Genomic DNA, 24,231 nt, shown 5'->3' on the forward strand with positions numbered 1-24,231 from the left:
ATTGTCGATTGCTGACTGCTAACTTCCGACTGCCTACTGTCCGTTTTCACGTAAAGAAAGATATTTTGTTTGCTCAGCACCTTTCTTTTCATCCACAAAAAAAAGCAGTACCCCTCCGGTTATAAAGAGAATCACGATTGACGCGATGCCCATTCGCGAACTCTCAAAAAATATCCCTGTAATGCCGATTAAAACAGGGCCTAGGATAACGGCAAACTTGCCTACCATATTGTAAAATCCGTAAAACTCAGCCAATTGATCATGGGGAATAAGGCGTGAATAAAAAGACCGACTCATTGCCTGAATGCCGCCCTGGACAAGCCCTATAAGGATAGCAAGCCCATAAAACTCATAGGTTGCCTTCATCCTCATTGCCCACATTACTGCAAAGATATAGACTCCGATAGCAATAAAAATCGCATGTTTCGCCCCTATTCTTTCACCCAGCTTTCCAAATACTATGGCGCAGGGAAAACTTACGAATTGGGTGATAAGCAATGCCAGCAGCAAGTCCCTGTATTCGAAACCTATTGACAATCCATAATCAACCCCCATTCTTACTATAGTATCCACGCCATCAATATAAAGCCAATAGGCGGTTAAAAAAAGAACTATCGTTTTCATGTGTTGCATCTTATGTAAGGTATGGGTTAATTGTTTCAATCCGCTTCGGAAAGCAAATTTAGGCGAAATGCGGGGTTCTTTCCCGGGTTCCTTTACAAAAAAAATAATGGGTAATGTAAATATTCCCCACCAGGCGGCAACGGTTAAAAAGGAAATACGTATTGCGTGGTTTGCATCTTTCAGTCCAAAAAATGCCGGGTGTAATATCATCCAAATATTGAATGCAAAGAGTATTCCTCCGCCAAGATAACCCATCGCATAGCCCAGCGCAGATACATAATCAATCCTTTTTTTATTTGTTATTAAAGGAAGGATGGAATCATAAAAGATGACACTGCCTGAAAATCCAACCGTGCCAATTGTGTAGGCAACTGCCGCAAACAGCCAATTACCCCTCTGCACCATAAAAAGCGCTGTTGTTGACAGGACTCCAAGATATGCAAAAAAAATAAGAAACCTTTTTTTATACGACCCGCTATCCGCAATCGCACCAATTATTGGGGCAATCGCTGCCACTAAAAACCCCGACAAAGAATTTGCCATTCCCAAAATCGCAGTACTTTTTGTCACTTCCATACCCTGACACCAGTAATTTTTAAAAAAAACCGGGAAGAATCCTGCCATGACGGTTGTGGCGAATGCCGAATTCGCCCAATCATAAAAACACCACCCCAATTCCTGCCTGTTTTTAAACTTCAGCATATGTTCTTATCCTCAATGTAGGGACTTCACATGAAAATGAAATAAACAACCCTGACAGGGTTCCAAACCCTGTCAGGGTTAATATACCATGCCTGCAAAGACCATGTTGTTTCACTTGGCGTTTCAAACGTGTAGGGGTGGATTAAGGTGCGGCTTTTTCGCACCGAATCCACCAATAATAATGGAACGGTGGATTCGCTGTCGCTTAATCCACCCTACTGTCTAAAGGATTTTACTGCACCTTATGGGAGAAAACTTATCATATTTTTGTGCAGGACGTAAGAATAAAATGTCGCTGTAGTGCTACTTTCTTTGCCATTACCTATCTCTTTCATGGCAGTATAATTTGTTCATAAACAATTGAGGCGAATAGGGTTTTTTCGTTGACGGATAACCTTGTTTATGCTTGAATTTTAACTTGACTTGTAAAAGCATCCTGTACGAAAACGCAGACCGTTATAGGGTGTAACAAATAGAATGTCCTTTTACGAAGAAAGAGAGAAAAACATGGCTAAAAATAAATTTAAAGTATTTTGCACCCCGTTTTGCCCGAAATGTAATCAATTGCTTGCATACTTAAACAAGAGAAATGCAGATTACATTTCCTACGATATAGACAAGGATGAAGACGCAAGGAAAGATGCGATAAGAATTGTTGGCACTGATGACATAGAATCTCTCGACAAACTTCCCATTGTCGTTGTTAATGAAGATAAGATATTGTATGGTTTCAATAAAGAAGAAATCGACGCATATCTTGTCTGATAATTCCAGGCTCTTTGCCGAAAGAGGCCTGCCCATCCCTATTTTTGTGCAGGCGAAATCCATCGGTGTATCAATTATCAATTCAGTCCAAGCATATACTCAACAACTTTTTTATCCGGTACAAATTTATTGAGCTGGCTTAATCCCAGTTTTTCTACTGCAACGTTGACAAGGTTTTGTTCATTTTCTTCCGAAGAATAAAAACGTCCTGCCTCAATAATAGCGCCTTTTGGTATAAGGCCGATAACCTCGCTGCCACGGACGTTTACGCCATAAACGTTTGCAAGTTTCTTTATCTCTTCAAAAACAACATGCGGCGGGGTTACTTTATAATTCAGGATGTTGGTGGATACCTGAGTAATTTTGTATTCCTTTAAATCCACGCCCATTGCCTGAACGAATTTCAGCGTACCGGCAACACGCTCCTTTTCCCCTTTTTCATTCAATTTCATTCTCCCCGAAGACCGGATCATCCCTGAAATAGTATTGGCAACGGAAATATCGTCAGTATCAAGATTCACATTGTAAGCAATTAAAAATTCCCGCGCGCCAATCACCGTGGCGCCTGTTTTTTTCACACGGTCGTTAAATACTGAAGGGCCGTAATCAGGCCGCCATTCCGCATCGTTCATTTTTTTTGAAAGGCCTTCATATTCGCCTTTCCGTATGTCCGGGAGCAAATAACGTCGGGGTACATTTGCCGCCTCCGCGTAAAGATACACGGGAATACCAATCCTTTCTCCAACATCCTTACCTAATAAATGTGCGATTTTAACGCATTCAGACATGGTAATGTTTGCCACGGGAACAAAAGGGCAAACATCTGTTGCGCCAATACGCGGATGTTCCCCTTTTTGCAGTGTCATATCAATAACGTTCGCTGCCGTTTCTATTGCAGAAAATGCAGCGTCCCTTACTGCTTCCGGCTCTCCCGCAAAGGTAATTACCGTGCGGTTATAGTCCGGATCAGATTCGACGTTCAGCAATTTCACCCCCTTAACCCTTTGAACCGCATCTGCAATTTTTGCTACTTTCCGGGGATCTTTTCCTTCGCTAAAATTAGGCACACATTCAATTATTTTATTCATATGTTTTCCTTAAAAATAAAAGACCTCTTGCGTTTTATTAAACGCAGGAGGTCTATATAAATATATCTTCTCCGGCAGCACTCTTAGTGGGCTTCCACTACAAATTCTTCTTCATCATTGTAAGAATCTCTTCTGTGGCCAAACAGAGAAACCACCGTCCCGCTTGCAAGCCCGGTAATAATGGCCACGACAAAGGTTATAACAACCCCCTTTATCTGCAATCCCGGCACTGCGCTGCCTGCCATAAAAATTGCTGCCAGACCACCCAATATACCAGGCATACCATGAAGGTTATGAACGCCGCAGGTATCAATACCCTTAATCATTTTCTGAAGCCGTGGTTGTATGAGTGCAAAGCCAATGACACTCAAAATACCGGCTATGAAACCTAACATCAGCGCTGCCCTTGGCGTTGTATGAGCACAAGAAGAACCGATAGCCACACCGCCGGCAAGTGCGGCATTTGCCATATCTTCAATAACGATTTTCTTTCGAATCAACGTTGTCGCAAGATAAGTAGAAATTGTTGCGGCACATAAGGAAAGAATAGTGTTTATCGCCGCAGTAACCATTTGTGACGCCTCGGCGGCTGCCGCACAAAACGATGGCCAGAATATCCACAGCACCATACTTCCAAGCATCGAATACTGATTGCTTATCTTATCGGACTCAATACCTTTCGAGAAGTCTTCCTTTGTGGTCATCCTTATTATTACGCCCAATCCAAAATATGCACCAAACTGATGGATAACTATCGACCCGCCCGTATCAATGAGCTTCCCCTTTGGTATCAAACCCATTCCATCGTCTAACATAATCCATTCGTTAAGCATATAGGAAGGAACAAACAACAATGCCGCAATAATATACTGAGACATTTTTAATCTTCCCAAATATGCCCCCATTGCAATAAGCATGGACGCCGCACAGAATTCCGCGAGGATTAAACGGTCTATTTGAAATTCCGCTACCTCTCCGAATAGCCCCTTTGATTTTAAGTACATGTAGTAAGGAATAACAAAACTCACGGCAATATAGGTGGCGGTAGCAGCCCCCCAGCCATATCTTTTTACGTAGACCATTAAAAATCCGAAACCTACCATCAACATTGCCATAACGTGAATGGATTTGTTGTATTTATTTACTTCGAGCAATTCCTCCACTGCAGAAGCAACCCCTCCGCCTATTGCACTTATCTTAAAAAAATCAAAGTCCGCATTGGCCGTGGTTTTTTGTTGAGCGTTAAAACCTACCAAGCCGACCTGCGGATGTTTAAAATGTAAGCCGGAAATGTGATCTACGGTCGTCCATGTTTCTCCATTCGTGCTGAAAGCGCCGGAAATACTTTCCCCGGACTTTGTTAATTTTAAATACAACGTTGTCAATGATGTGGCGGCAGATTTCGCACCTTCCGTTTTAGAAACAGACCTGCTCATTACGACGTGCTGTGCGTCATCTTTTTGGCGGGTGAGCATTACATAGTTTTCCTCATCCTCGTATAGGATTATTCCTGCCTGCTGAAACTTTTCTTTGGGATCATACGTTAACCTGGCGACTATTTCAAAATCGCCATGTGGTCCACGGCGAAGGAGTTTAATCTTGTTGTTAACATTTATTTGCCACAAGTCTTCAGCCTTGGATATAATCCTTAAATGCCCCGGGCTTTCGGTAAGACTAATATCACTTTGATTTTCACGTAATATAATCCATGAATTTTCCAGAGATTTCCCATCAAATTCATCCTCAAACAGTGCACTTGCATGAACCTTTGTTCCCTCTATAAACAGAAAACTTATGAGGCCAATAAAAAAAATATACAATACTAATGTCAGTTTTTTCATCACTTGCTTGTCCCCCTTTCTTAAATATACAATATTGGTTTCTGCTCTTGATTACAAATTCCCCAAATACAATGATATTTCTTCACAATTATCACTGTTACTGCAAATTCCAGAAAAATCAAGTGTGCCGCGCATTCAACATTTTCCCTTGCCATTTTACCGCATAAGCTGAATAAAGAAGCATGTTATAACAAATACGCCATGCTATTCACCTTATGCTTACACCGTTACATTGTTTTAAAGATCGAATACAAATCTCTCATAAAAAAATACAAACTCTCCTTTCAAAAAATAAAATGCACATGAAGCGAACGTAAGATTTCAGCCAGTTTCCTAAATGATTTCCACCAATTATTACGCTATATGCACCAATGACGCCTTCAATGTATTGGTCTGTAACTTACCGCTTTTTCGTACGGCCAAAAACAAAGAAGAATCGCTTCACATTGATATTTTTCGGGATATATATATTTTATTCGCAATAAAATATCAAACGCAAAAGTATTGGCAGGATAGGTAACTCAATTTAAACAGACGTCAGGTGTGATAAATGAGCGAAATGTATGCCAGAAAGATGTACGCCGGAAACAGGTTTCCTAATTAGGAGTTACAACGTTTTAGCGGGAAATACTTATTGATGGGTTCTGTCGGGTTGTAACGCTTTAGTTTTTTGAAAAACCAGGGGCGAAGCATTTGCCCGTTTGGGTATGAATGTATTTATGACAATTTACAGCAAATGCTTCGCCCCTACATTATGCGGCAAACATCGCTATTATTGGAATTTTTCAAAAGACTAAATTGTTACCTTTTTTTTCGTAAGTTTTTCTTTGTACTACTATCCATCAATTTCTTGTTTTTTATGCGTGTTTTTCATGCCGCCATTTCCGTAAGTGCTTTAATATCAAGGGCTGAAGCGGTCATCAGTGAACAAGAGAACTTCTGGCCTTTCTCCGTCAAAACATAGCGGTTGGCCCTCGGAACTTTGCGGATTAGACCGTGTGCCCGCAGCATCTTTATCCGTCGGGTCGTTCGTCCGGAATATTTCTTTTGCTGATCCTTGCCGGATTGTTCGGATTCCCGGTAAAGCCACTTACGCAAATCATGGTTGCGGAATCCATTTATCGCGTTTTCGCCTTTGGACAGGAACATCAGCATCTGGTAATCATCCTGCTGCCAGGGATTCAAACCTCGATACCTCTTGCCCTCTTTGACAACCTTGTTACAAGCGCTGCTCACCACTTCTTTCAGTTTCTCCTCTACCTGAGCCGCCGCCAAAGCATCCCCATAACGATCATTGCATTGTTGGCTCACCTCACACCGTCGATGAAGATCGCTTACGCCCTTACGCATCTTCTGCCATGACGCCGGTTTGCCTTCATCATCATTGGGACTCCGAAAGACCTTAAAGTCCCGCGTATTATTGATCGTTGTCTCAATACGCAAGAGACTACCGCTCTTGTTATACATCTTCACTGAATTATAATTCACACTGTGCTTGACCCGTATACCTTCATAGCGTCTTCGATAGTCGCTGATAACCTCATCAGGGGCAGCGCCTGCAAGGTTACGCCTACCCAAATACTTCATCACCGAAGAACTGTCGCAAACCCGCATCGCATGATGAACAAACGATGGAAACAACTCCTCCAATGCCTCAACCGATTTAAACATGATGTCCGTCGCCCACTCCGTCTCATCCGCAGACCAGTAATACTCCGGTTCCAACGGACGAAGAATCTGCGACAATGCCGGGCAACTGCCCAACGCAAGCCCGTTCAGCAGCTTCGCCCAGTCAGTCTTAAGCTGCTCATGGAGCAGAACCTGCGCAGCCGCAATATCCTCTATACGCACAAAACAGTTGCCGTCCTTAACATAATCAATACCTTGCTTCTGAAGTTGCCGCTCCAGCCAATGACGACCATTGAGACAAATGAAAATATTAAACGGCGCCCAACTCTGGATACGAACATGACCAAAACCAAACACTGGATCGTTAAAATAATGATACACAAAGACACACTTGCGGGGCGCCATTACCAACTCGAGCTTCTTGCTGGCCTTGTTGCCCTTGACCATCGGCGCAATACAAGGCTCTACCACACTCAACAGGCAGATGGAACCTTCCGTAATCCTCTTATCCGCCGCGATCTGGCGAGCCAACTTCTCCTTATCAACACCGCTGCTCATCAAATACCGCACCTCGATACCCAAATCTTTCGCCCGCGATTCACAACTGTCTCGCACCTGTGCCGTAAGCCCATTGACCCAACCGGAAAAATCCTTAAGCAGAATTCTCGCTTGGTTCATGAATGTTCCCATCCCACGCTCACTGGCCAACCACCGCAATGTCCCGCGAAAACGAATCCTGTCCAGACCGCTTATTGCACCCACGATCCTGTCTCGATATAATTCCATCAACTTATTCATAAGTAGTGTCCTCCAAATTGTCTGATTACTATTTACGAGGATACTACTATACTTTATAATAAACTAAAAATCACCTTTTTGGTTGCGGCCAAAGGCCGCGCTAGGCCCTTTGTGGTTAAATCCTTTTTGGTTACGGCTTTGCTGCGATATGTATAGCCAAAAGCTTCGTAACATTTTAGTCTTTTGAAAAACGTATTACCTATAAGCTCCGTAGGAGCAGCCTGTTTGTAGCAAAATAGGATATTATAACAGATATTAGCTCCGTTAGGAGCGACCTGTCTCTTGTAAATCCATATTAAACAGGTCTGCCTGAATATGGACAGGCCGCTCCTACGGAGCTATTTACCTTATTGAATTTTATTGCGCTACAAACAGACCGCCCCTGACGGGGCTACATGGTATTTTTCCTATCCCGGGAATTTTTCAAAAAACTAAAGTGTTACAAAGCTTCTGATTTTCTAAAAATGTAGTGCGAATCGCCTGCATTTGCCGGTTTAAGTTTCAAAAACCTGACTTGTTTGACTATATTTAATGACAAAATCCCCCTGCCAGCAGGCAGGAACAATATAAAACGTGAGGTTCAAGTTGCAAACTTGAACAAGCCATGAGTGGGAACGCTCATTGGTGCGTTTGCGGGATAAGAGGCGCGTCGATGGGTAAAATATGGTCAATTGCTTGTCAATTGGGCTTTTTTGGCTTCATAGTCTTCTTTGGTAATGATTCCTTGTTCCATCAATTCACGAAGTTCTGATAATTTTTCATTGTTAACATCTTTATCAATAATATCAGAGGTAAAAACATCCCTACCTGTTAATTCCTTGTATTTGAACCGGTAATCTTCTTCTGTAATAAGCCTGTCATTATATAACCCTTCCAGCTCGCTTACTTTTTCATTATAGGGGTTCTCATCAAAGGCAAAAGACCCTGATTCCTCTTTCACGCTTAATTCATTATACTTATGCCGGTAATCTTCCTCCGTTATCAACCCCTCTTTATATAATTCTTTAAGGGCGCTAAGCTTTTCTTCTCTGTCAGCGCCTGGTGGAGGAGGAATCGGAAAGGTCTTTTCTTCTGTTTTAAGTACCAACTCCCTCTTTTTTATTTCAAAATCTTCTGCTGAAATCAGGCCTTCCGATAGCATTTCATGCAATAGCCTTAACTTATGATCCGTTGGCAATGTCTCAATCGCTGAAGTTCCCTCATAACCCTCCCCTCCCTGTCGTTGTTCCCCTCCCGGTTGCGTATACGGCTCTTCCTTATAATAGGTCTCTTCAATATCGGTATGCTTATCTAATGGTGCATTGGGTAAACGGTATGTATCTTCCGGTAGTTGTGCATATTCATCAACCTTTTTTAAGAGCGCAGCGTCTTTTTGGGGCAAGTCTCTTTTCGGCAAATTCTCTGGTTCTGCAAAGGTATATTTCTCTCCACCCATGATCAGTGCATCTTTCTTTTTTTCATATTCATCGGCGGAGATAATCCCTTCTTCTTTTAACTTCAAAAGGCGGGTAAGTTTTTCATGCAAACTTACGATGTCCACTTCTGGAGGCTCAACAGACTCTGCATTTTTTGCCTTTTTTTTACCCCTCTCTTTTAACGTTAGATAATCGTATGAAGCAGTACCTTCTTTTTTTGTTTGAAAATCCCGAACATCGGACAAGGGCAAAGCAGCTTTTTCTTTCATACCTTCCTCTGCTGTCGCAACTTTCTCCGTTTCTTCGATAATTTCTTTCTCTGTGCCTTCCTCTGATGAGACTTCAACTTCTTCCTTTATTTTCTTTGCAGTAACACCTGCAAGCCGTTTTTCTTCTTTTGCCCCCCGGTCTGTCTTTTTCTCTTTTTGTGTAAATTTCTGATCCCTACCATCAAAAGGCGGAGAAAAAATTGAAATAGCCATAAATGCTTCATCGCCGGTATTCACAAATTTGTGTACCGTTTTGCTGGGAATCTGCAAAATGGACCCCGATTTTACCATGTATCTCGTACCGTCAAGTATCGCAATAGCGTTGCCCTTTTTCACATAAATAACTTCATCATGGCGTTTGTGGTAATGTGAGGAATATTCGGTATTTTCACGCAATTGAAGCACATGCATGCTGGAATTTCTATTCTCACCAACATCGGTAATTTTTACATCTTCACCTTCCAGAAGAGGGTTCTTTTCCACGACATCCTCAATATTTTGCACACTAAAATCGAAAATATCCGGGAATTTAGTGGGATGCTTCAGTGATTCTACAAAGTTTGACGGATAATACTTAACGGTCGTGCAGCCAATGCCGACGAATAAGAGGACGAGAAGTGAAAGGGAAAAGGGGGTTCTTTTTATGTATGCCATTATCGCTATGTTTAGTACAATATTTAGTATAGGGGCGAAGCATTTGCTATAAATTGTCATAAGTATGAATATTACCTGAAAATTATTTAAGGGAAAGTAAAATGTCTGTAAAAAGCATTGAAAGAAGATTATTTCTTAAAAAAGCATTGCTAATGGAAGGAGGTTTTGCGCCACTTCAATCCTGGCAAAATACCTGAAACATTGTTCAGCACACTTTGCCCATGGAAATGATATGCAACCTGCAGTTCTTCCCGATGTAGTTATCGGGCGGGATGATGCCGTTGTTGCTGACAATGGAAACGTAAAAGAATCAAAAATAACAAATCTCCTGCATACAGCAGTTATGCAGCTGGCAGGCTCTGCCTCAAAAGAGCATGCATGGCAGAGGCTTTTTCGTCCATACGATATTGTAGGCATCAAACTAAACTGTCCTTTCGGCCGTATTATGTCGTCGCATGTAGCAATAGTAGATGCCATTTTCCATAGACTCAAATTTGCCGGAGTGAAGGATGTAAACATCATTGTATTTGAACGGTATAACAGGGAACTTGAAGCGGCAGGGTTTCGGGTGAGGCGTGCAACCAAAGGCGTGCAATGTTTTGGTACTGACGAATTACCGCAGGGCGGTTACGACTCCGAACCCCAGATAGCCGGAAGAGTGGGAACATGTTTCAACAAAATAGTCTCTAAAATGTGTACCGCCATCATTAACGTTCTCGTCCTGAAAGACCATGCCCTGGCAGGCATTAGCGTTGCCATGAAGAATTTTTTTGGAGCAATGCACAATCCGAACAAATACCACACCAACAATTGCAATCCCTATATTGCAGAACTGAACAGCCATCCCTATATCGTAAACAAGGTCAGGTTTATTGTTTGTGACGTCATACTGGCGCAATACAACGGAGGCCCCCGGTTACAAGCCTCAATGGACATGGAATTACAACGGCATTATTGTAGGAAGGGACCCTGTCGCTTTCGACAGGATATGCCATACTATTATCGAAGCTCAGAGAAAAAAGATGAAACTTCCCTCTTTACAGCAAGCTCGCAGGGAGCCAAAATATATCTCCACTGCTGCCATGCCCGGATTGGGAACAGATGATCTCTCAAAAATAAACGTTGTCTCTATTTAATGGCTTTCGCTTGCCAGCAGTTGGCAGTTGGCAGATTGTGGATTGTGGAAATTATTATAAAAACCTCAATTTATTGAGATGTTACGCAAAATGCACGTTCTCTAAAATGTATTGATTTGCTCAATAGCATTTGTTATCATTTTTTCTCAAAAGATATTTAAGCCTTGTAAAGCTCAGTGGATACAAAGCGGGCCATGTTATGGTACATGGCCTTTTTTCTACAGATAATTAACAACTTGGCAAATAGGTTAGGAAAAAAGCATGTCATTATCATTTACTGAAGAACAAATAGAACGATATTCCCGTCACATTATTCTCCCCGAAGTCGGAGGCAAAGGCCAGCAGAAGTTATTGAATGCCAGGGTGTTTCTGGTAGGTGCGGGCGGCCTTGGCTCTCCTGCCGCATTTTATCTTGCCGCCGCCGGCGTTGGAAAAATCGGAATTGCCGATGGTGATTGTGTTGATTATTCAAACCTGCAACGCCAGATATTACATTCTGCAAAAGACGTCGGGCGCTCCAAGGCTATTTCGGCGAAAGAGACCCTTGAGGCATTAAATCCCGATGTAGAAGTCATTCCTTATACCGAACGGTTAACTTCCGGCAATATCCTTGATATTATTAAAGATTATGACGTAATACTTGACGGCGCCGATAACTTTCCCACCAGATATCTCGTGAACGATGCCTGCGTTTTTCTCAGAAAACCGCTTTCGCACGGCTCCATTTTCCGCTTTGAAGGACAAGTAACCACCATTCTGCCATTTGACGGGCCTTGTTACCGCTGTCTTTATGAAGAGCCACCGCCTCCGGGCTTAGTGCCTTCTTGCAAAGAAGCTGGAGTATTGGGGATATTGGCAGGCGTCATTGGCACCCTCCAGGCGACAGAAGCAATCAAACTCATTCTGGGAAAAGGACAGTTATTAAAAGGCAAGCTACTAATATATGATTCCTTAAACATGGAATTCAAAAAGGTGAATGTCCGGAAAAATCCCAATTGCCCGGTATGCAGCGATAAAGCTACGATCAAGGAACTTATCGATTATGAAGAATTCTGCCAAATAAACACTTAACATGTTGAAAAAGAACATCTTCTATTTTGAAAAACCGGGAAGAGAAAATACAGAGGAATGCATAGAAATAGCCGCATCATCTGTCTCTGAAGGATATAAACACGTTGTTGTTGCCACTTCCGTCGGTGAGACTGGCGTTGCAATGGCAAAGAAACTGCACGGTAAAGAGGTAAACCTTGTAGTTGTAACTCATTCAGCCGGTTTTCAGGAACCCAATCATCAGGAATTGCTTCCTGAAAACCGGGATCAAATCGTAGCCCTGGGAGGCAAAATCTACACAGGCACCATCCTTACACACTCAATAGAAACCGCTTTTTCGCAAAAATTTAACGGACTTTATCCGGCGATGATCGTTGCACAATCGTTACGAAGACTGGGCGAAGGATTAAAGGTTTGCTGCGAAATTGTTATGGAGGCATGCGATGCGGGACTCATCCCCGAACGGGAAGAAGTGGTTGCGGTTGCCGGCACAATAAGGGGCGCAGATACCGTATGTATAATAAAATCTGCCGCCTCAAAGAGGTTCCTCGATGTAAAAGTACTTGAAATCCTGGCGAAGCCACGTTGTTAATCCACCCCGGCGCCCTTTTTCCATACCAAAATGTAGAGACGCACGACCGTGCTTCTCTACCTTAACTCCGATGCGAACCTTTCTAATGTCTGGAGGAAATAAAGTTGGAAGTATCCGGGAATTTTCTACAAGCAGCCATTGATGGTATTCGCGCATATATCAATATAATCGACAAAGAGTACAATATATTGTTTGTCAACGACGCGGTAACAAAGAAACTCCGGAAAACACGCCAATCCATTGTCGGGAAAAAATGTTATGAACAATTATGGAACAAAAATGCACTCTGTGAGAATTGCGTAACTCCAAAAGTCTTTGAAGACGGCAAACCCCACCAAAGGATAAACTGGGAGAACAACGCTGCCGGAAAAAATCGCTGCATTGAACATTTTGTATTCCCAATACCAAACAAACATGGCCAGGTTGAATTTGCGGTAGAAATCTTTATGGATATCACCGAAAAAAAAATGCTGGAAAAAGAACGGGAAGAACAGCGTTTGGAATTGGGCAAAAGAATACGCGAACTTCGTCATGCGTACGAAGAACTCAAATCTCTGCAAAACCAGCTTTTGCAGGCGGAAAAAATGGCTTCAATAGGACTCCTCGCCTCCAGCCTAGCTCATGAACTAGATACACCCCTTGCTACCATCTCCGGGTATTGTGAGTTGTTATTGGAGGAAGTTCATGATGAAAAAGCTCTCGGCAAAATCAAAACCATCTCCGACCAAATCGCCAGGTGCCAGAAGGCAACACGAAATCTATTAATTTTTTCCAGAAAGTCCGATAGTGAGAAAAAGGAATATCATATAAATACGTTAATAACTACTATCCTGGCGCTGGTGGAACATCGTTTAAAAATCCATAAAATAAACATCCGCAGGGCATTTGACAAACAGTTGCCCCCTTTATTGGTAGAAGGAAATCAAATCCAACAGGTTATTTTAAACCTTGTAAATAATTCAGTGGACGCCTTACCCAATGGCGGAGACCTGTTTATCAAAACGAGGATGAACAATGCAGAAAAATCCGTGGAAATTGTATTTGAAGATAATGGTACAGGCATCCCCGAAAAATATCATAAACGTATTTTCGAACCATTTTTCACCACAAAAGAACAGGGAAAAGGCACCGGTCTTGGTTTGTCAATTTGTAAGGACATAATTTCCGCACATAACGGCACGATACGCCTTGATAACAATACAGACAAGGGGACAAAATTTATTATCTCACTCCCCTGCAAATAGTAGCTTAAAAGTTGTTTTTTACATTTTTTGGCAAAAGATTTAATTGTCCCTTCTGCCGTCGGCAATCTACAGTCGGCAGTCGGCGGTTGACCAATGACTAATAACTAATAACTGTAGTAGGTTTTTATAAGGGAGTCATACTCTGAAAAAAATATTAGTGGTAGATGATGACCCGGCATTGGGAGAAATGTGTACGGAACTCCTGAAAAGCAAAGGATATGCAGCGGACGCCGTTACAAATGGCGCTGATGCCATAGAAAGGATTTCAAAAGATCCGGAGTATGCCATTGTCCTCACGGATTTTGTTATGCCGGAAATGGACGGCATACAACTGCTCTCAAAAATCAAACAGATCAATTCCGCTATTGATGTGATTGTAATGACCAGTTACGGCACCGTCTCAAGCGCCGTAGAAGCAATGAAGCACGGGGCGTCTGATTACATAACAAAACCTTTTAAACGCGATGAACTTGTTCTGGTGATAGAAAAAATACTGCAAATGCAACGCCTCGAAGGAGAGGTAGACCGATTACGGTCTGAACTTGGAGAAAAATACACCTTTGGCAATATCATCGGAGAAAGCCCTAAAATTAAAAAAATATACGATATTATCTCCCATGTCTCAGGCACGGAAGCAAACATACTCATCCAGGGCGAAACGGGCACCGGAAAAGAACTGGTGGCAAAGGCAATACATTATAACAGCGCCAGAAATAACCACCGCTTCGTCAAGGTAGATTGTTCCTCTTTAACGGAAACCTTGCTGGAAAGCGAACTTTTCGGACACGAAAAAGGCGCTTTTACCGGTGCGACGAAAGACCGGGTTGGGCGTTTCAGAAAAGCAGACCATGGCACTATCTTCCTTGATGAAATAGGTAATATCTCCCTTGCCGTTCAGGCAAAGCTGCTGAGAGTCCTGCAGGATAGTGAATTTGAAGCGGTAGGTAGCGATGAATCCATAAAAGTTGATGTGCGCATCATTGCCGCTACGAATGCCGATCTTGAGGGTTGCGTTGAAAAGGGACTTTTCCGCAGCGATCTGTTTTACCGGCTTAATGTAATACGGATATTTCTACCGCCATTAAGAGAACGAACAGAAGATATCCCTCTGCTTGCCGCCCATTTTCTAGCTATACACAACAAGAAAAACCGGAAAACCGTGGAAGGGTTTTCCCGCGATACACTAAATATACTCACGTCATATGCGTGGCCCGGAAACATCCGCGAACTTGAAAATGTAATTGAACGCGCGGTAATTCTCTGCAAAAAGAACAGAATCACCCCCGAAGACGTTCCCTTATATCAGGAAAAAATGGGGACGCGCCCCGGCCTGTCCGGAAAACCGCTTCAGGAATTATTGGAACAGACCGAACGCCAGATAATCATAAATACATTAGAAGCCAATGACGCCGATAAGGAAAAAACCGCAAAAATACTAAAAATCTCCCGTGCAAGTCTCTACAATAAACTCAACAAATACAAGATATAAGCATAGGGGACACATCCCATCCACATCCCACAAGGATAGTCATATTTATGCACAATTCCGGCAGGCAAAACTACCATCCAATAACGCCTTTTTTGCTTTGTTTTGAGAGTTCCTTTTCATCTTCCCATACGGCAAGGCCTGCGTTATTCGTGAGGGAAAGTTGAAAGGTATAAGTTACTTGTCTTATGTCATTTTGCCGTTCACGTTTTTCAATGATCTTGCCTGAAAGCGAGAAATCCGGCATGCGCTGCGGCTCTGTTTTGTCGCTATAAAATTCTTTCTCCTGTTGTATGCCTTGCGCCAGAGGGTCTTCGGCTATGCCACCCAATCCGATTGTAGTAGTTGTCAGCGCCTTTCCACTTATATTCAGCGCAACCCTGATCTTTTTTATTAACAGGTCAGTATCAATCTGTTGAGTAGTATTGTTTGTAATGCGGCTTATCGCAAGCATTGCCGGCTGGATTGGTGCAGTATCCAACGCACCCGACGCCAGAAGCGAATTAATCATTTCCTCCGCCGCATACGAAAAGTCCTGAATGTTTATATCAGTAGTGACGATGGTACGCGGGCCTCCGGTCTCAACATATCTTGTATGGGTAGAACAACCGGCAAAAAATAAAGATGCTACTGCAGGCAACACAACTACGGTTAACGGTAATTTCATCTTGTATCCTTTCTTCTCTTAATTATCCCTGACGTTTTCCATAAATTTCACACGAAAATCACGCGCAGTCTGTTTCGGCGCTGTCGCAGTAATAGAAAGTGTCTCTTGCCCCTCTATTTGTCTTGGAACCCATACAGATGCAGGTGTATCCACACGCATACCATTCTCATCGAACCATTCTATTTTGTAAGTAAATTCCTGCATGGAATTTTTTCTGTTAAGTATTTCTATCTGCAGTTGAAGAAATCCACCCGGCGTTACGGCTTCGTTCAATCCAACGATGCTGACCTTTTTATTAAGCGTAGCATCGGTAATAACACGTTTGTCAGTAACCACCTGCTTTGTTCCTACAGGCTCTTCACGCTCCACGGTGTTAACTGTGGTGCATGAAGAAAAAAAGGTTATGCCAATAAACATCCCTGCTAATAATAGTGTAATATTTTTCATGCTGCCTCCTTTATAAATTGTTTAATTGCTGGTCATTCAATCTTGTTCCCTTGTAGGGGCGAAGCATTTGCCGGTTTGGGTATTAACGCCTTCATGACTATTTACAACAAATACTTCGCCCCTACTTTTTCAAAATCCAAAGTGTTACGGCATTTCATGTTTTGTCTCTGTATTTTTCTCTTTTTGAACATCTTGTTCTGCGGAAAAGGCCTTAGCATCTGTAGCCGCAACTACCGGTTCTGGGCGCCTTACCGGCAGGTTTATCCCTTCCGGACTATCTTTTAGCCTGAATTGGGCAACCGTAAAAGGACTATTCCTGCTTATGGATTTAACCCATACCACATTCATTATACCATCATCTATTGTTACCGGTAATTTGAAACCCGAATACGGTTGTTCCAGTTCAATTTTCCGGTCAACCGGTGTAGGAAAGCGGCAAAAATGAAATTCCTTAGGCAGGGTCTGCCATGTCCTTATATCAGCCTGATTCATTGCCGCCTGATATACGAATGCCGCAAACATCACGACAAGCCCTGCCGTTGTATTTTTTTGGTTGCCGCCCGTTACGCCTGTGTATGCGCCATATGCTGCACCAGCCTTTATTGCAGAAGCAATAAGTGTTTTAGTAACTATGAGAGATAATTCATTTTTAAAATCCTGCGCAATAACGGCATCCATGCTTGACAACAACATTGCCGGCTCTGTCAGACCGTCATGTGAAATGTTCAGAGAGGAGATAAAATCATTATTATATACAAGTTTAGGAATCGCCGCACCAAAGTAAGGAAGGCCAGGCATTATGAAAAAAAGCGGCAAATCAATACGAATGCTATCCCTTGCCGGCGCTTGCCCTGTTTCAAAGATAACATAGGTGGTAGCCTGCAGTGGTTGCCCGATCATTCTTTGTCTCACCATTTCAATATCCTGATTGATATATGCATTTTCTCCAATCATGCTACGCACCCGTTCAAATGATTTCAGTGATCGCTCCAGGTCTGAACTGCTTGTTGCCTGCGCCATAAAATAGAGGGCATCGAGATAAACAGTAAGAGGGTTGACATAAAGCTCAAGGGCTTTAAACCGCTCAAGGTCTGAAAAATTATTTTCATATTGTTGCTTAAATTTACTGTCACTATTAATTTGGGCAAGATTAATATTGTAGTTTTGCTTTTTCCCTTCTTCCTGCGCTTTTTCAATTCGGGCTGAATTTATATAGACAGCATCTTCCTGTCGTTGATGTGCGCGGTAAAGTTCGACACGCGCCTTTTCATACTCTGCCAGTTGAAGATAATTAAGCGCTTTGTAGGTATTCATCATAATTTTGTCATACGCAAAACCTTCATAAGGCAGCATTGCAAGGTTAGTGACAGTTGCTAACGTCTCGCGGGCAACTTTTACCTTTGCCTTATCCTCATACTTATCAATAAGCTCTTCCGCCAGATCAAATGCCTTGTTGCTTTCTTCGTATTTCCCTGCAGTTCGCAGGACTGCCCCCTGCTCCAATCTCCACACAACAGCGTCCTTTGATTCACCTTTTTTTTCTGCCTGTTCTGATATTAACGCTGCCGCCTCATGGAAATTGCCGGATTTCCACTTTTGGTTTATCCTCTGTGTTTGCATATTGTAACTGGCGCATCCGGCACATAACAACATCGATACCGTCATACTCAATAAAATGTGATGCCATATAGTTTCTCTCTTGTGTCTCATACCAGCAAATTTGTCATAAAATTATGTTAAGGCAATTCACCCAATTTAATGTTTAGGCATTTTCAATATTTTTGTAGAGACGCATGCAATGCGTCTCTACCTTAACATCAACCCGCATGGAAATCTGCAATCCGCAATTTGCCGATTGCAGACTGCCTACTGCCTAAATTTTACTGCGCTTTTCTCACTATTGCCCCTTTATCAATCCCGTGATCTTCTATAATCTCAGCCGTCGATACCTTCGGGAGTATATTAACAATTTTCACCTTGCCAACCAGGATTTCTTCCCTGCCGAGGGATTCGTTTGTATCGGGATCAATCAATTCATCCCCCACTGCAAAGATGTCCCATATCTGACCTGAAGCAATATCAGTTTCATCTCCCCGGTTAATAGTAATCCGGTTATCTCTTTTACTTAGTACTTTTGGAGGGAAAATCACATCTGTCATCCTTTGAGCAATTTTATCCGCCATTTTGCGTGCAATTCCCACTAACAGCGCTTCATTGAGATCGCCATCCCTTGTCGAATAGGTTTTATTTTCAGAAATGTCCTTATTGCTTATCTGAAAATTGGCAGATTCCAGCAATTTGCCGGTAGTGGTGTCATATATTTTGCCGATACATGAAAGCCTGATAACCCGTTTCGTAGCGGTTCTTCCTGTTTTCTTAAATGTTGCAAGCTCGTTATAATCCTGAAAATCATCAATTGTTGCAACGAGTAAATACTTTATCCCTGAAATCTTAAATTGTTTCGCAGCGGTGCTGTCATCCGCGGAAACATTTCCGGAATGTGCAAACTCCTGTTCTTTAACAATATCGTCAAGATCATTACGGGCAACTATCTGAAATTTTCTGGTTGCGTTAATGCGGTCTGCCAATTGCCCGTTCATAGATTGCATCACGCGGTCTAAAGAAAGCCTACTTCCACTCCTGTTAGCGCCAGCTATTATAGCTTGTGTCGGTCTAACGGATGCAATACCCATTGTTTCTCTTTCTGCAAACGCCCTTGTTTGCATCAAAAACGCCAGCGCACATCCTAAAAAAAGTATTTTCATCATGGTCGGTTTTTTCATACACACCTGCCTTTCTTGTAAAGTAGGGCGAAGCATTTGCCCGTTCGGGTATGAACGCATTTATTGCAATTTACGGTAAACGCTTCGCCCCTACACTATGCGGCAAACACCGCTATTATTGAGATTTTTCAAAATACCAAAGTGTTACAAAAGTGTTTCTTCCTGGTTTTCCGTGCTACCAGAACAATTCGAAGATGGAGTTTATTTCCTTGGCTACATCTGCCTTTACGTCAATCTTGAATCCGCTTTGCCGTAACATCTGCGCACCTCCCTTTATTAATTCAACATTGGCATCCGTTAATTTTTCGCCGTTTTTCAAATGCTGAAGAAAAGCGGTATTATCCTTCCACCTTGCATAGCCAGCTTCATTCATCTGCAATGCCACCTTCAACCTTTGTACGTTATAAACATTAATTGTTCTTTCCCAGTCCCTGAATCCCTCACGGGTAAGCCGGATCTTGTTTAACCCGGGTGGCGCTTTAAAAACGCCAGGTGCAGCGCCAATAACAACGCCGTTGAGTTCTACGGTTACATCCAATACCTGCACTTCAAGGTTGCTGTTTTGCACTACAACCATAGTCTTGTCTTCCTTTACCAGGACGTCAGGCACACTTACCGGAAGTTGCACAAGGTCTTGCATGCCGCAGGCAATGGTGATTTCCACAAAATCAGGCTTTGGCGGAGGCGGGGCAATATGCTTGCTCCCCAAACTTTCTGCAATCCTGTATGCCGACTCATCCAGCAGCATATTCATCATGTCATCATCTTCAACCGTACTCCTTTCGGTAAACCGCTCAGATTTGCTTGCCATAATTGTATCCGCAACCAGGGTGCTACCTTGTAAACCTTCCAGTATTTTGTAGCTGGCACGCAGATTGGTGACTAAATTAACTGTTTCGACGCCATATCCTTTAAACTTTTTCTTTTCTGTTCCAAAGGAACTTATCGATGCGGCAATAAGATAGTCGGCATTCATCATTTGTGCCAGCCTTAGTGCGGATGTATTGTTACTGAGAAGTGTATCCAGTCTGTTTTCTTTTGCCGCACCTGGGGAGTAGGTTTTCAAACTGTCTGTTACCACTTCACGGCTAATGACGTTAAACCCCTTTTCAGCAACACGGCTGGTAATAAAATCCTCAAATACTGCAATCTTATTATCAAACTGGCGTCCTGCCCTGTTTTCCACAAAAATTGCCGCTTTGTGCACCTGTTTATCATCTTGCTGCGCGAAAAGATATGCATTTAAGGAAATAAAATACAAAAGCATAAAGCCTGTAACAAAAGACATGCGTTTTAAAAAAAGCGACATAATTCACCTCCTTTTGGTATATTTCTGATTTCATAAACCTTATTTGTTCGATCATATTACACATTTAATCATTATATTAACTCATATTTTATAAAATATAGCTCAATAAATCACGATTTAGTTTGTTTGAATCGCATATCCTTGAGGATTGTAAGAAATCATTTGTATTGTAACGCTTTAGTTTTTTGAAAAATTCCGGGAAAAAGGAGAACCCCGAAGGGATAATTATGATTATAGAAAAACTTGGGGGTTTCAATCCTCATCCAGCCCGAAGCTTAGTCGCTCCACTCCCCGCAATGACAAATGTTTTGAACATTCAAAGCATTTGAATTTAGGATTTGTTTCGTATTTCGATATTCAATATTAGAATTTGTTCTCAATATTTTTTTTCAGTAATGCGTCTTCACACTGTCAGCGTTGAATTCACACATTATGAGCCTGTTGAGTATATCTTCGGAGGTATGATTGTTCCTCGATTGTGGAAATTAATTGAAATACCAAAATATATTGACTAACATTATGGTATTATGTTGATTTATATTTCAGGCTTGTTTTATTTAGGAAAGATGCAATGAAAATTACCATGTTAGGATACTCAGGGTCCGGTAAAACCACTCTCATGCACGGAATGGCCTCCACCCTGGCGCCGGGAAACGCAGACCATGATTATGCTTTGATCCCAAGGCTAAAAAATGATGATGAATTGGCGTCTTTTAATGAAGAAGTTGATGTACTGGTTGATTTTATGGAAAATACCGTAGAGCATGCAGGTTACTGGCCTCTCGGAACGAATAAAACCACCGTATATCCATTTGCAATCGAATACCTAACAAACCATAAAATTACAAATATAGAATGGGTGGACTTCAGAGGAGGGCTTTTATCACATATTTTTAAACCTGCACATAGAGATGAAAAAGAACTGGAAGCGCTGTTTTTTCACTTAATCGAAAGCAATGTGGTGGTGATTGTTGCAGATGCTTATCATCTTACTCATTTTACCAGAATTGATGAAATCAGACATTTTTCCGGTGCTAAGATTATTAATCTGATAATGAACAGGTTTGACAGAATATACCCCAACAGAAAATTGAACATCTTAATTGTTCTTACCAAGGCCGATTCTGTTGATTCCTGCTGGAAGGAAGAAGATTATAAACAACTCCTTGATAAGGGAATGGAAGTATTTGACCCGGTGGTGAAACTTTGCCGGAATAACAGCAACTGGAATGGCGGTATCCTGCCGGTTTCTGTTATTGGTGAAGAAAATGTAGAAAGAAAAATTACCCCGAAAACCGATTCGGATAGCCCTATGGATATCCCTTTTTTAGCGGAAGACAAAATTATAGGACTGCCCCAACCGTTTAACACGGAATATGTTCTTTATTTTTGTCTTGGCTTTTCCTTGTTGCAAATGAAAAATGCGGCAAAGGAATCTATATCTGATTATCAAAAAACCATAGAGCAGGTGCTTCAGGATGCCGGGACATTAAACTCAATCTGGTCATTTTTACGCGGCAGGCCAAGCGCTGCTGAAATCGCCCGCAAGTCCTCGGAAAAGAAAAAGAGAGACGAAGAATCCTTGCTTAAGTTTGAAAGCCATATAGATACACTTATGGATTATACCAGGAAAAGGGTAAGGCTTTTTGCGTGAATGTGGAACGATTCATATATTCGAGGACTTTGACTGCTGACTACCGGTGGATTGTTACGTCTCCTTTACTTTCTTCTAAAGAGACACACCTGCTTGAACGCTTTATTGATTTTTTTAAAAAATATCGTTTCGCATACGCAAAAGCCCCGCTTAAACCGCTTTTTTGCATAAATTTTCCGGAAACTACTGTGCTTTTTACCCTTCAAAGCAGTATGTTCAAAGATGAATTCGGCAGGGACATTTATTCCCTGGAGGGCATTTGCACAGGTCGTATTCACAGGAAAATTTTATGGAAAAAAATGCCAGAGATAGTAGACAATTACACAGGGGTGCTTAATCCCTGGACCGATATAAATTTCCGGAAAGCAGATAATCTGGTAAATAACCCATCTGCGTCCTACACTCTGGAAAGTCTGATTCCTGATAGAGTCCCGCCCCAGCCTCAAACCGAAAGCATGGAAGTTCTGCCGGAATCGCAAACTCCCTCCGGCACAATCATTATTCCTTTTGTTGAAGAAGGATTAAGAAAACTGAAAAAAACAGTTAATTCGTCTTCTTTTTCACCATCAAATTTTGCATTTGGATGCACCACCGACATGCTGAAAGCAGGGCAATTTCGCATAATAGCTTACGTAGATGACAAGAACAGAAAAGAATCCATTGGAAAACCTGCAGAAAGGAAAAAAAACAAATCACCCATTTCCGGCGCCTCTGATGCTACTGTGAAAATTACAACAGAAAATATGCAAAAAATTAAAGAAAAAAGACGTTTCTTCACAGACGAAAAATGGAAGAAAATAGTTGATAGAATACGGCTCGTATTCCTTAAAAAATAATTGCAATATGTTTTATAACGATTTGTATTCCCTCAATAATTCTCTGAACTTGCCAAAGGCTGCTTCATATCAATTTACTCTGCAAGGTCAACCTCGGCACTATTTTTAGCAAGGACACCGGAGGTCAAATCTTTCAAAATGACATGGCCTCGCTAAACTCCAAAGACGCTTAATATTCTACCTGCTTTTCTCCCTAGCTTCATAATAAACTCTTCCCTGTGTATTTTCCCATTTTCTTTCTACAGCAGCATATTAAAGATGAGCGGTTTGTGCATAGTGGAAATCCGCTCAATCTTCAGAATCCTTAACATTTTGTATCGTGTTTTACTAAAAAACAATTTGCAATGTTTCCCCTTGTAGTCTACGCAGTGTTTAAAGACTATGAAAGAAATTCACTGGCATAATTCAGGGGACACCATACTTAATTTTAGAGATTTTAATTTGTCAAACCGCAAGTATGGAATGTCTGCAAAAGTCCAAAAATCATGTAGCGCAATGTGGTTAAACCATTCTGCTTCCACCCTGCCACGCCATGTTCCTTAATTATTTTGTTTCGGGCCGTTCAGTACATGGTTTGTCACCTGGCCCTGGTAATGGAGCTTTATTATTGCCTCCAGCCGTTTCTCCTTCAATCAAGGCTTCGATACTTGGATATGGATATATTGTTTCCGCCTTGTTTTGCATTAAACCTCCTGTATCTGCAGTTGGGCCATACGTACTGTAAATTTCCCTGCCTATAATTCTGAGCAGCATTGTCATCTGCCCACGATGGTGAGCGGTATGGGCAATTCTCCTTGTGACAATCCAGGCGCGTGAACGCCTGACATTAAAAAAGCTTACTTCTTCCTCCCACCATGCATTATCTTTTTCTCTCAATGCATCCAGGCGTTTCCCGGAATCTTTCGCATAGCATTTAATAAATTCCAGCCGTGTTTCATTTGATGGTAATGGAAGAGCCCCTACATCAATTCCAAGCATATTGCAAAACCACACATTCTCTCCCATGCATTGATGAACCATATGCTCATGTGCATTTCTTCCCCTTTTGTCCTGCGGGTGAGGGCGTCTTTTTAAGTCGTCATCTTTAAACGTACTCCAGGTGGTGAGCGTTTTAATACGTTCAGTTTCATAAGTATCTACAAGGAATTTATATGCCATCTGCAATCTCCTTTCATTAATTCAATATAATTGTATAAATTGGGTGAGTTTCAAAATAGAAACCCCTAACGGTATAATAAAAAG

Annotated in this window: 19 protein-coding genes; 8 read left to right on the forward strand and 11 right to left on the reverse strand. The window is 41.9% G+C overall.

Annotated elements, in window-relative coordinates; all coding sequences use genetic code 11:
* Positions 1 to 33: 33 nt before the first annotated feature.
* Positions 34 to 1,326, reverse strand: coding sequence for an MFS transporter (locus M5U24_RS03065; protein WP_099325287.1), 1,293 nt, complete (start codon positions 1,324 to 1,326; stop codon positions 34 to 36).
* Between the two features lie 507 nt (positions 1,327 to 1,833).
* Between M5U24_RS03065 and M5U24_RS03070 the strand changes: the two genes are divergently transcribed.
* Positions 1,834 to 2,091, forward strand: a complete 258-nt coding sequence (locus M5U24_RS03070) for a glutaredoxin domain-containing protein (protein WP_157820523.1) — start codon at positions 1,834 to 1,836, stop codon at positions 2,089 to 2,091.
* Positions 2,092 to 2,168: 77 nt separating this feature from the next.
* Here the strand turns inward: M5U24_RS03070 and ftcD are convergent, their stop codons facing one another.
* From ftcD to M5U24_RS03090, 4 genes are all read right to left on the reverse strand, one after another.
* A complete protein-coding gene (ftcD, locus tag M5U24_RS03075) occupies positions 2,169 to 3,179 on the reverse strand; it encodes a glutamate formimidoyltransferase (RefSeq protein WP_099325285.1) in 1,011 nt (336 codons plus the stop codon).
* Between the two features lie 83 nt (positions 3,180 to 3,262).
* The gene (locus M5U24_RS03080; RefSeq protein ID WP_099325284.1) at positions 3,263 to 5,020 is read right to left on the reverse strand and encodes a DUF1349 domain-containing protein; all 1,758 of its coding nucleotides are present in this window, start codon (positions 5,018 to 5,020) and stop codon (positions 3,263 to 3,265) included.
* Positions 5,021 to 5,890: 870 nt separating this feature from the next.
* Positions 5,891 to 7,447 carry a hypothetical protein gene (locus tag M5U24_RS03085; RefSeq protein WP_099323647.1) on the reverse strand — a complete coding sequence of 519 codons (1,557 nt, stop codon included), beginning with the start codon at positions 7,445 to 7,447 and terminating at the stop codon, positions 5,891 to 5,893.
* A gap of 667 nt (positions 7,448 to 8,114) precedes the next feature.
* Positions 8,115 to 9,785, reverse strand: a complete 1,671-nt coding sequence (locus tag M5U24_RS03090) for an SHOCT domain-containing protein (RefSeq protein ID WP_164994300.1) — start codon at positions 9,783 to 9,785, stop codon at positions 8,115 to 8,117.
* Positions 9,786 to 10,017: 232 nt separating this feature from the next.
* Here M5U24_RS03090 and M5U24_RS03095 point away from each other — a divergent pair, with 232 nt between their 5' ends.
* The 5 genes from M5U24_RS03095 (at position 10,018) to M5U24_RS03115 (ending at position 15,296) form a co-directional block, all read left to right on the forward strand.
* The gene (locus M5U24_RS03095; protein ID WP_099325281.1) at positions 10,018 to 10,890 is read left to right on the forward strand and encodes a DUF362 domain-containing protein; all 873 of its coding nucleotides are present in this window, start codon (positions 10,018 to 10,020) and stop codon (positions 10,888 to 10,890) included.
* A gap of 292 nt (positions 10,891 to 11,182) precedes the next feature.
* Complete coding sequence (moeB, locus tag M5U24_RS03100; protein ID WP_099325280.1) at positions 11,183 to 11,992, forward strand: molybdopterin-synthase adenylyltransferase MoeB; 810 nt, start codon at positions 11,183 to 11,185, stop codon at positions 11,990 to 11,992.
* 1 nt (position 11,993) lies between these two features.
* The gene (locus M5U24_RS03105; protein ID WP_099325279.1) at positions 11,994 to 12,563 is read left to right on the forward strand and encodes a pyruvate kinase alpha/beta domain-containing protein; all 570 of its coding nucleotides are present in this window, start codon (positions 11,994 to 11,996) and stop codon (positions 12,561 to 12,563) included.
* A gap of 104 nt (positions 12,564 to 12,667) precedes the next feature.
* Positions 12,668 to 13,807 (forward strand): ATP-binding protein, encoded by a 1,140-nt coding sequence (locus M5U24_RS03110; RefSeq protein WP_099325278.1) that lies wholly within the window; start codon positions 12,668 to 12,670, stop codon positions 13,805 to 13,807.
* A gap of 157 nt (positions 13,808 to 13,964) precedes the next feature.
* The gene (locus tag M5U24_RS03115; protein WP_230405713.1) at positions 13,965 to 15,296 is read left to right on the forward strand and encodes a sigma-54 dependent transcriptional regulator; all 1,332 of its coding nucleotides are present in this window, start codon (positions 13,965 to 13,967) and stop codon (positions 15,294 to 15,296) included.
* Positions 15,297 to 15,366: 70 nt separating this feature from the next.
* On the opposite strand, the gene M5U24_RS03120 is transcribed toward M5U24_RS03115, so the two are convergent.
* The 5 genes from M5U24_RS03120 to M5U24_RS03140 form a co-directional block, all read right to left on the reverse strand.
* Positions 15,367 to 15,960 (reverse strand): penicillin-binding protein activator LpoB, encoded by a 594-nt coding sequence (locus tag M5U24_RS03120; protein WP_099325276.1) that lies wholly within the window; start codon positions 15,958 to 15,960, stop codon positions 15,367 to 15,369.
* Between the two features lie 18 nt (positions 15,961 to 15,978).
* A complete protein-coding gene (locus M5U24_RS03125) occupies positions 15,979 to 16,407 on the reverse strand; it encodes a YcfL family protein (protein ID WP_099325275.1) in 429 nt (142 codons plus the stop codon).
* A 144-nt stretch (positions 16,408 to 16,551) separates the two neighbouring features.
* The gene (locus M5U24_RS03130) at positions 16,552 to 18,117 is read right to left on the reverse strand and encodes a hypothetical protein (RefSeq protein ID WP_157820522.1); all 1,566 of its coding nucleotides are present in this window, start codon (positions 18,115 to 18,117) and stop codon (positions 16,552 to 16,554) included.
* 170 nt (positions 18,118 to 18,287) lie between these two features.
* Positions 18,288 to 19,190 (reverse strand): CsgG/HfaB family protein, encoded by a 903-nt coding sequence (locus M5U24_RS03135; protein WP_157820521.1) that lies wholly within the window; start codon positions 19,188 to 19,190, stop codon positions 18,288 to 18,290.
* Between the two features lie 175 nt (positions 19,191 to 19,365).
* Complete coding sequence (locus M5U24_RS03140; protein ID WP_099325272.1) at positions 19,366 to 20,499, reverse strand: PEGA domain-containing protein; 1,134 nt, start codon at positions 20,497 to 20,499, stop codon at positions 19,366 to 19,368.
* A gap of 571 nt (positions 20,500 to 21,070) precedes the next feature.
* On the opposite strand from M5U24_RS03140, the gene M5U24_RS03145 reads away from it, so the two are divergent.
* Positions 21,071 to 22,153, forward strand: coding sequence for a hypothetical protein (locus tag M5U24_RS03145; RefSeq protein WP_099325271.1), 1,083 nt, complete (start codon positions 21,071 to 21,073; stop codon positions 22,151 to 22,153).
* Between the two features lie 2 nt (positions 22,154 to 22,155).
* Positions 22,156 to 22,989 carry a hypothetical protein gene (locus tag M5U24_RS03150; RefSeq protein ID WP_157820520.1) on the forward strand — a complete coding sequence of 278 codons (834 nt, stop codon included), beginning with the start codon at positions 22,156 to 22,158 and terminating at the stop codon, positions 22,987 to 22,989.
* A 543-nt stretch (positions 22,990 to 23,532) separates the two neighbouring features.
* On the opposite strand, the gene M5U24_RS03155 is transcribed toward M5U24_RS03150, so the two are convergent.
* Complete coding sequence (locus tag M5U24_RS03155) at positions 23,533 to 24,147, reverse strand: DinB family protein (RefSeq protein WP_099325269.1); 615 nt, start codon at positions 24,145 to 24,147, stop codon at positions 23,533 to 23,535.
* Between the last annotated feature and the right edge of the window lie 84 nt (positions 24,148 to 24,231).

Source organism: Candidatus Kuenenia sp. (assembly GCF_027493735.1).
In the GTDB taxonomy this organism is placed as follows: domain Bacteria; phylum Planctomycetota; class Brocadiia; order Brocadiales; family Brocadiaceae; genus Kuenenia; species Kuenenia stuttgartiensis_A.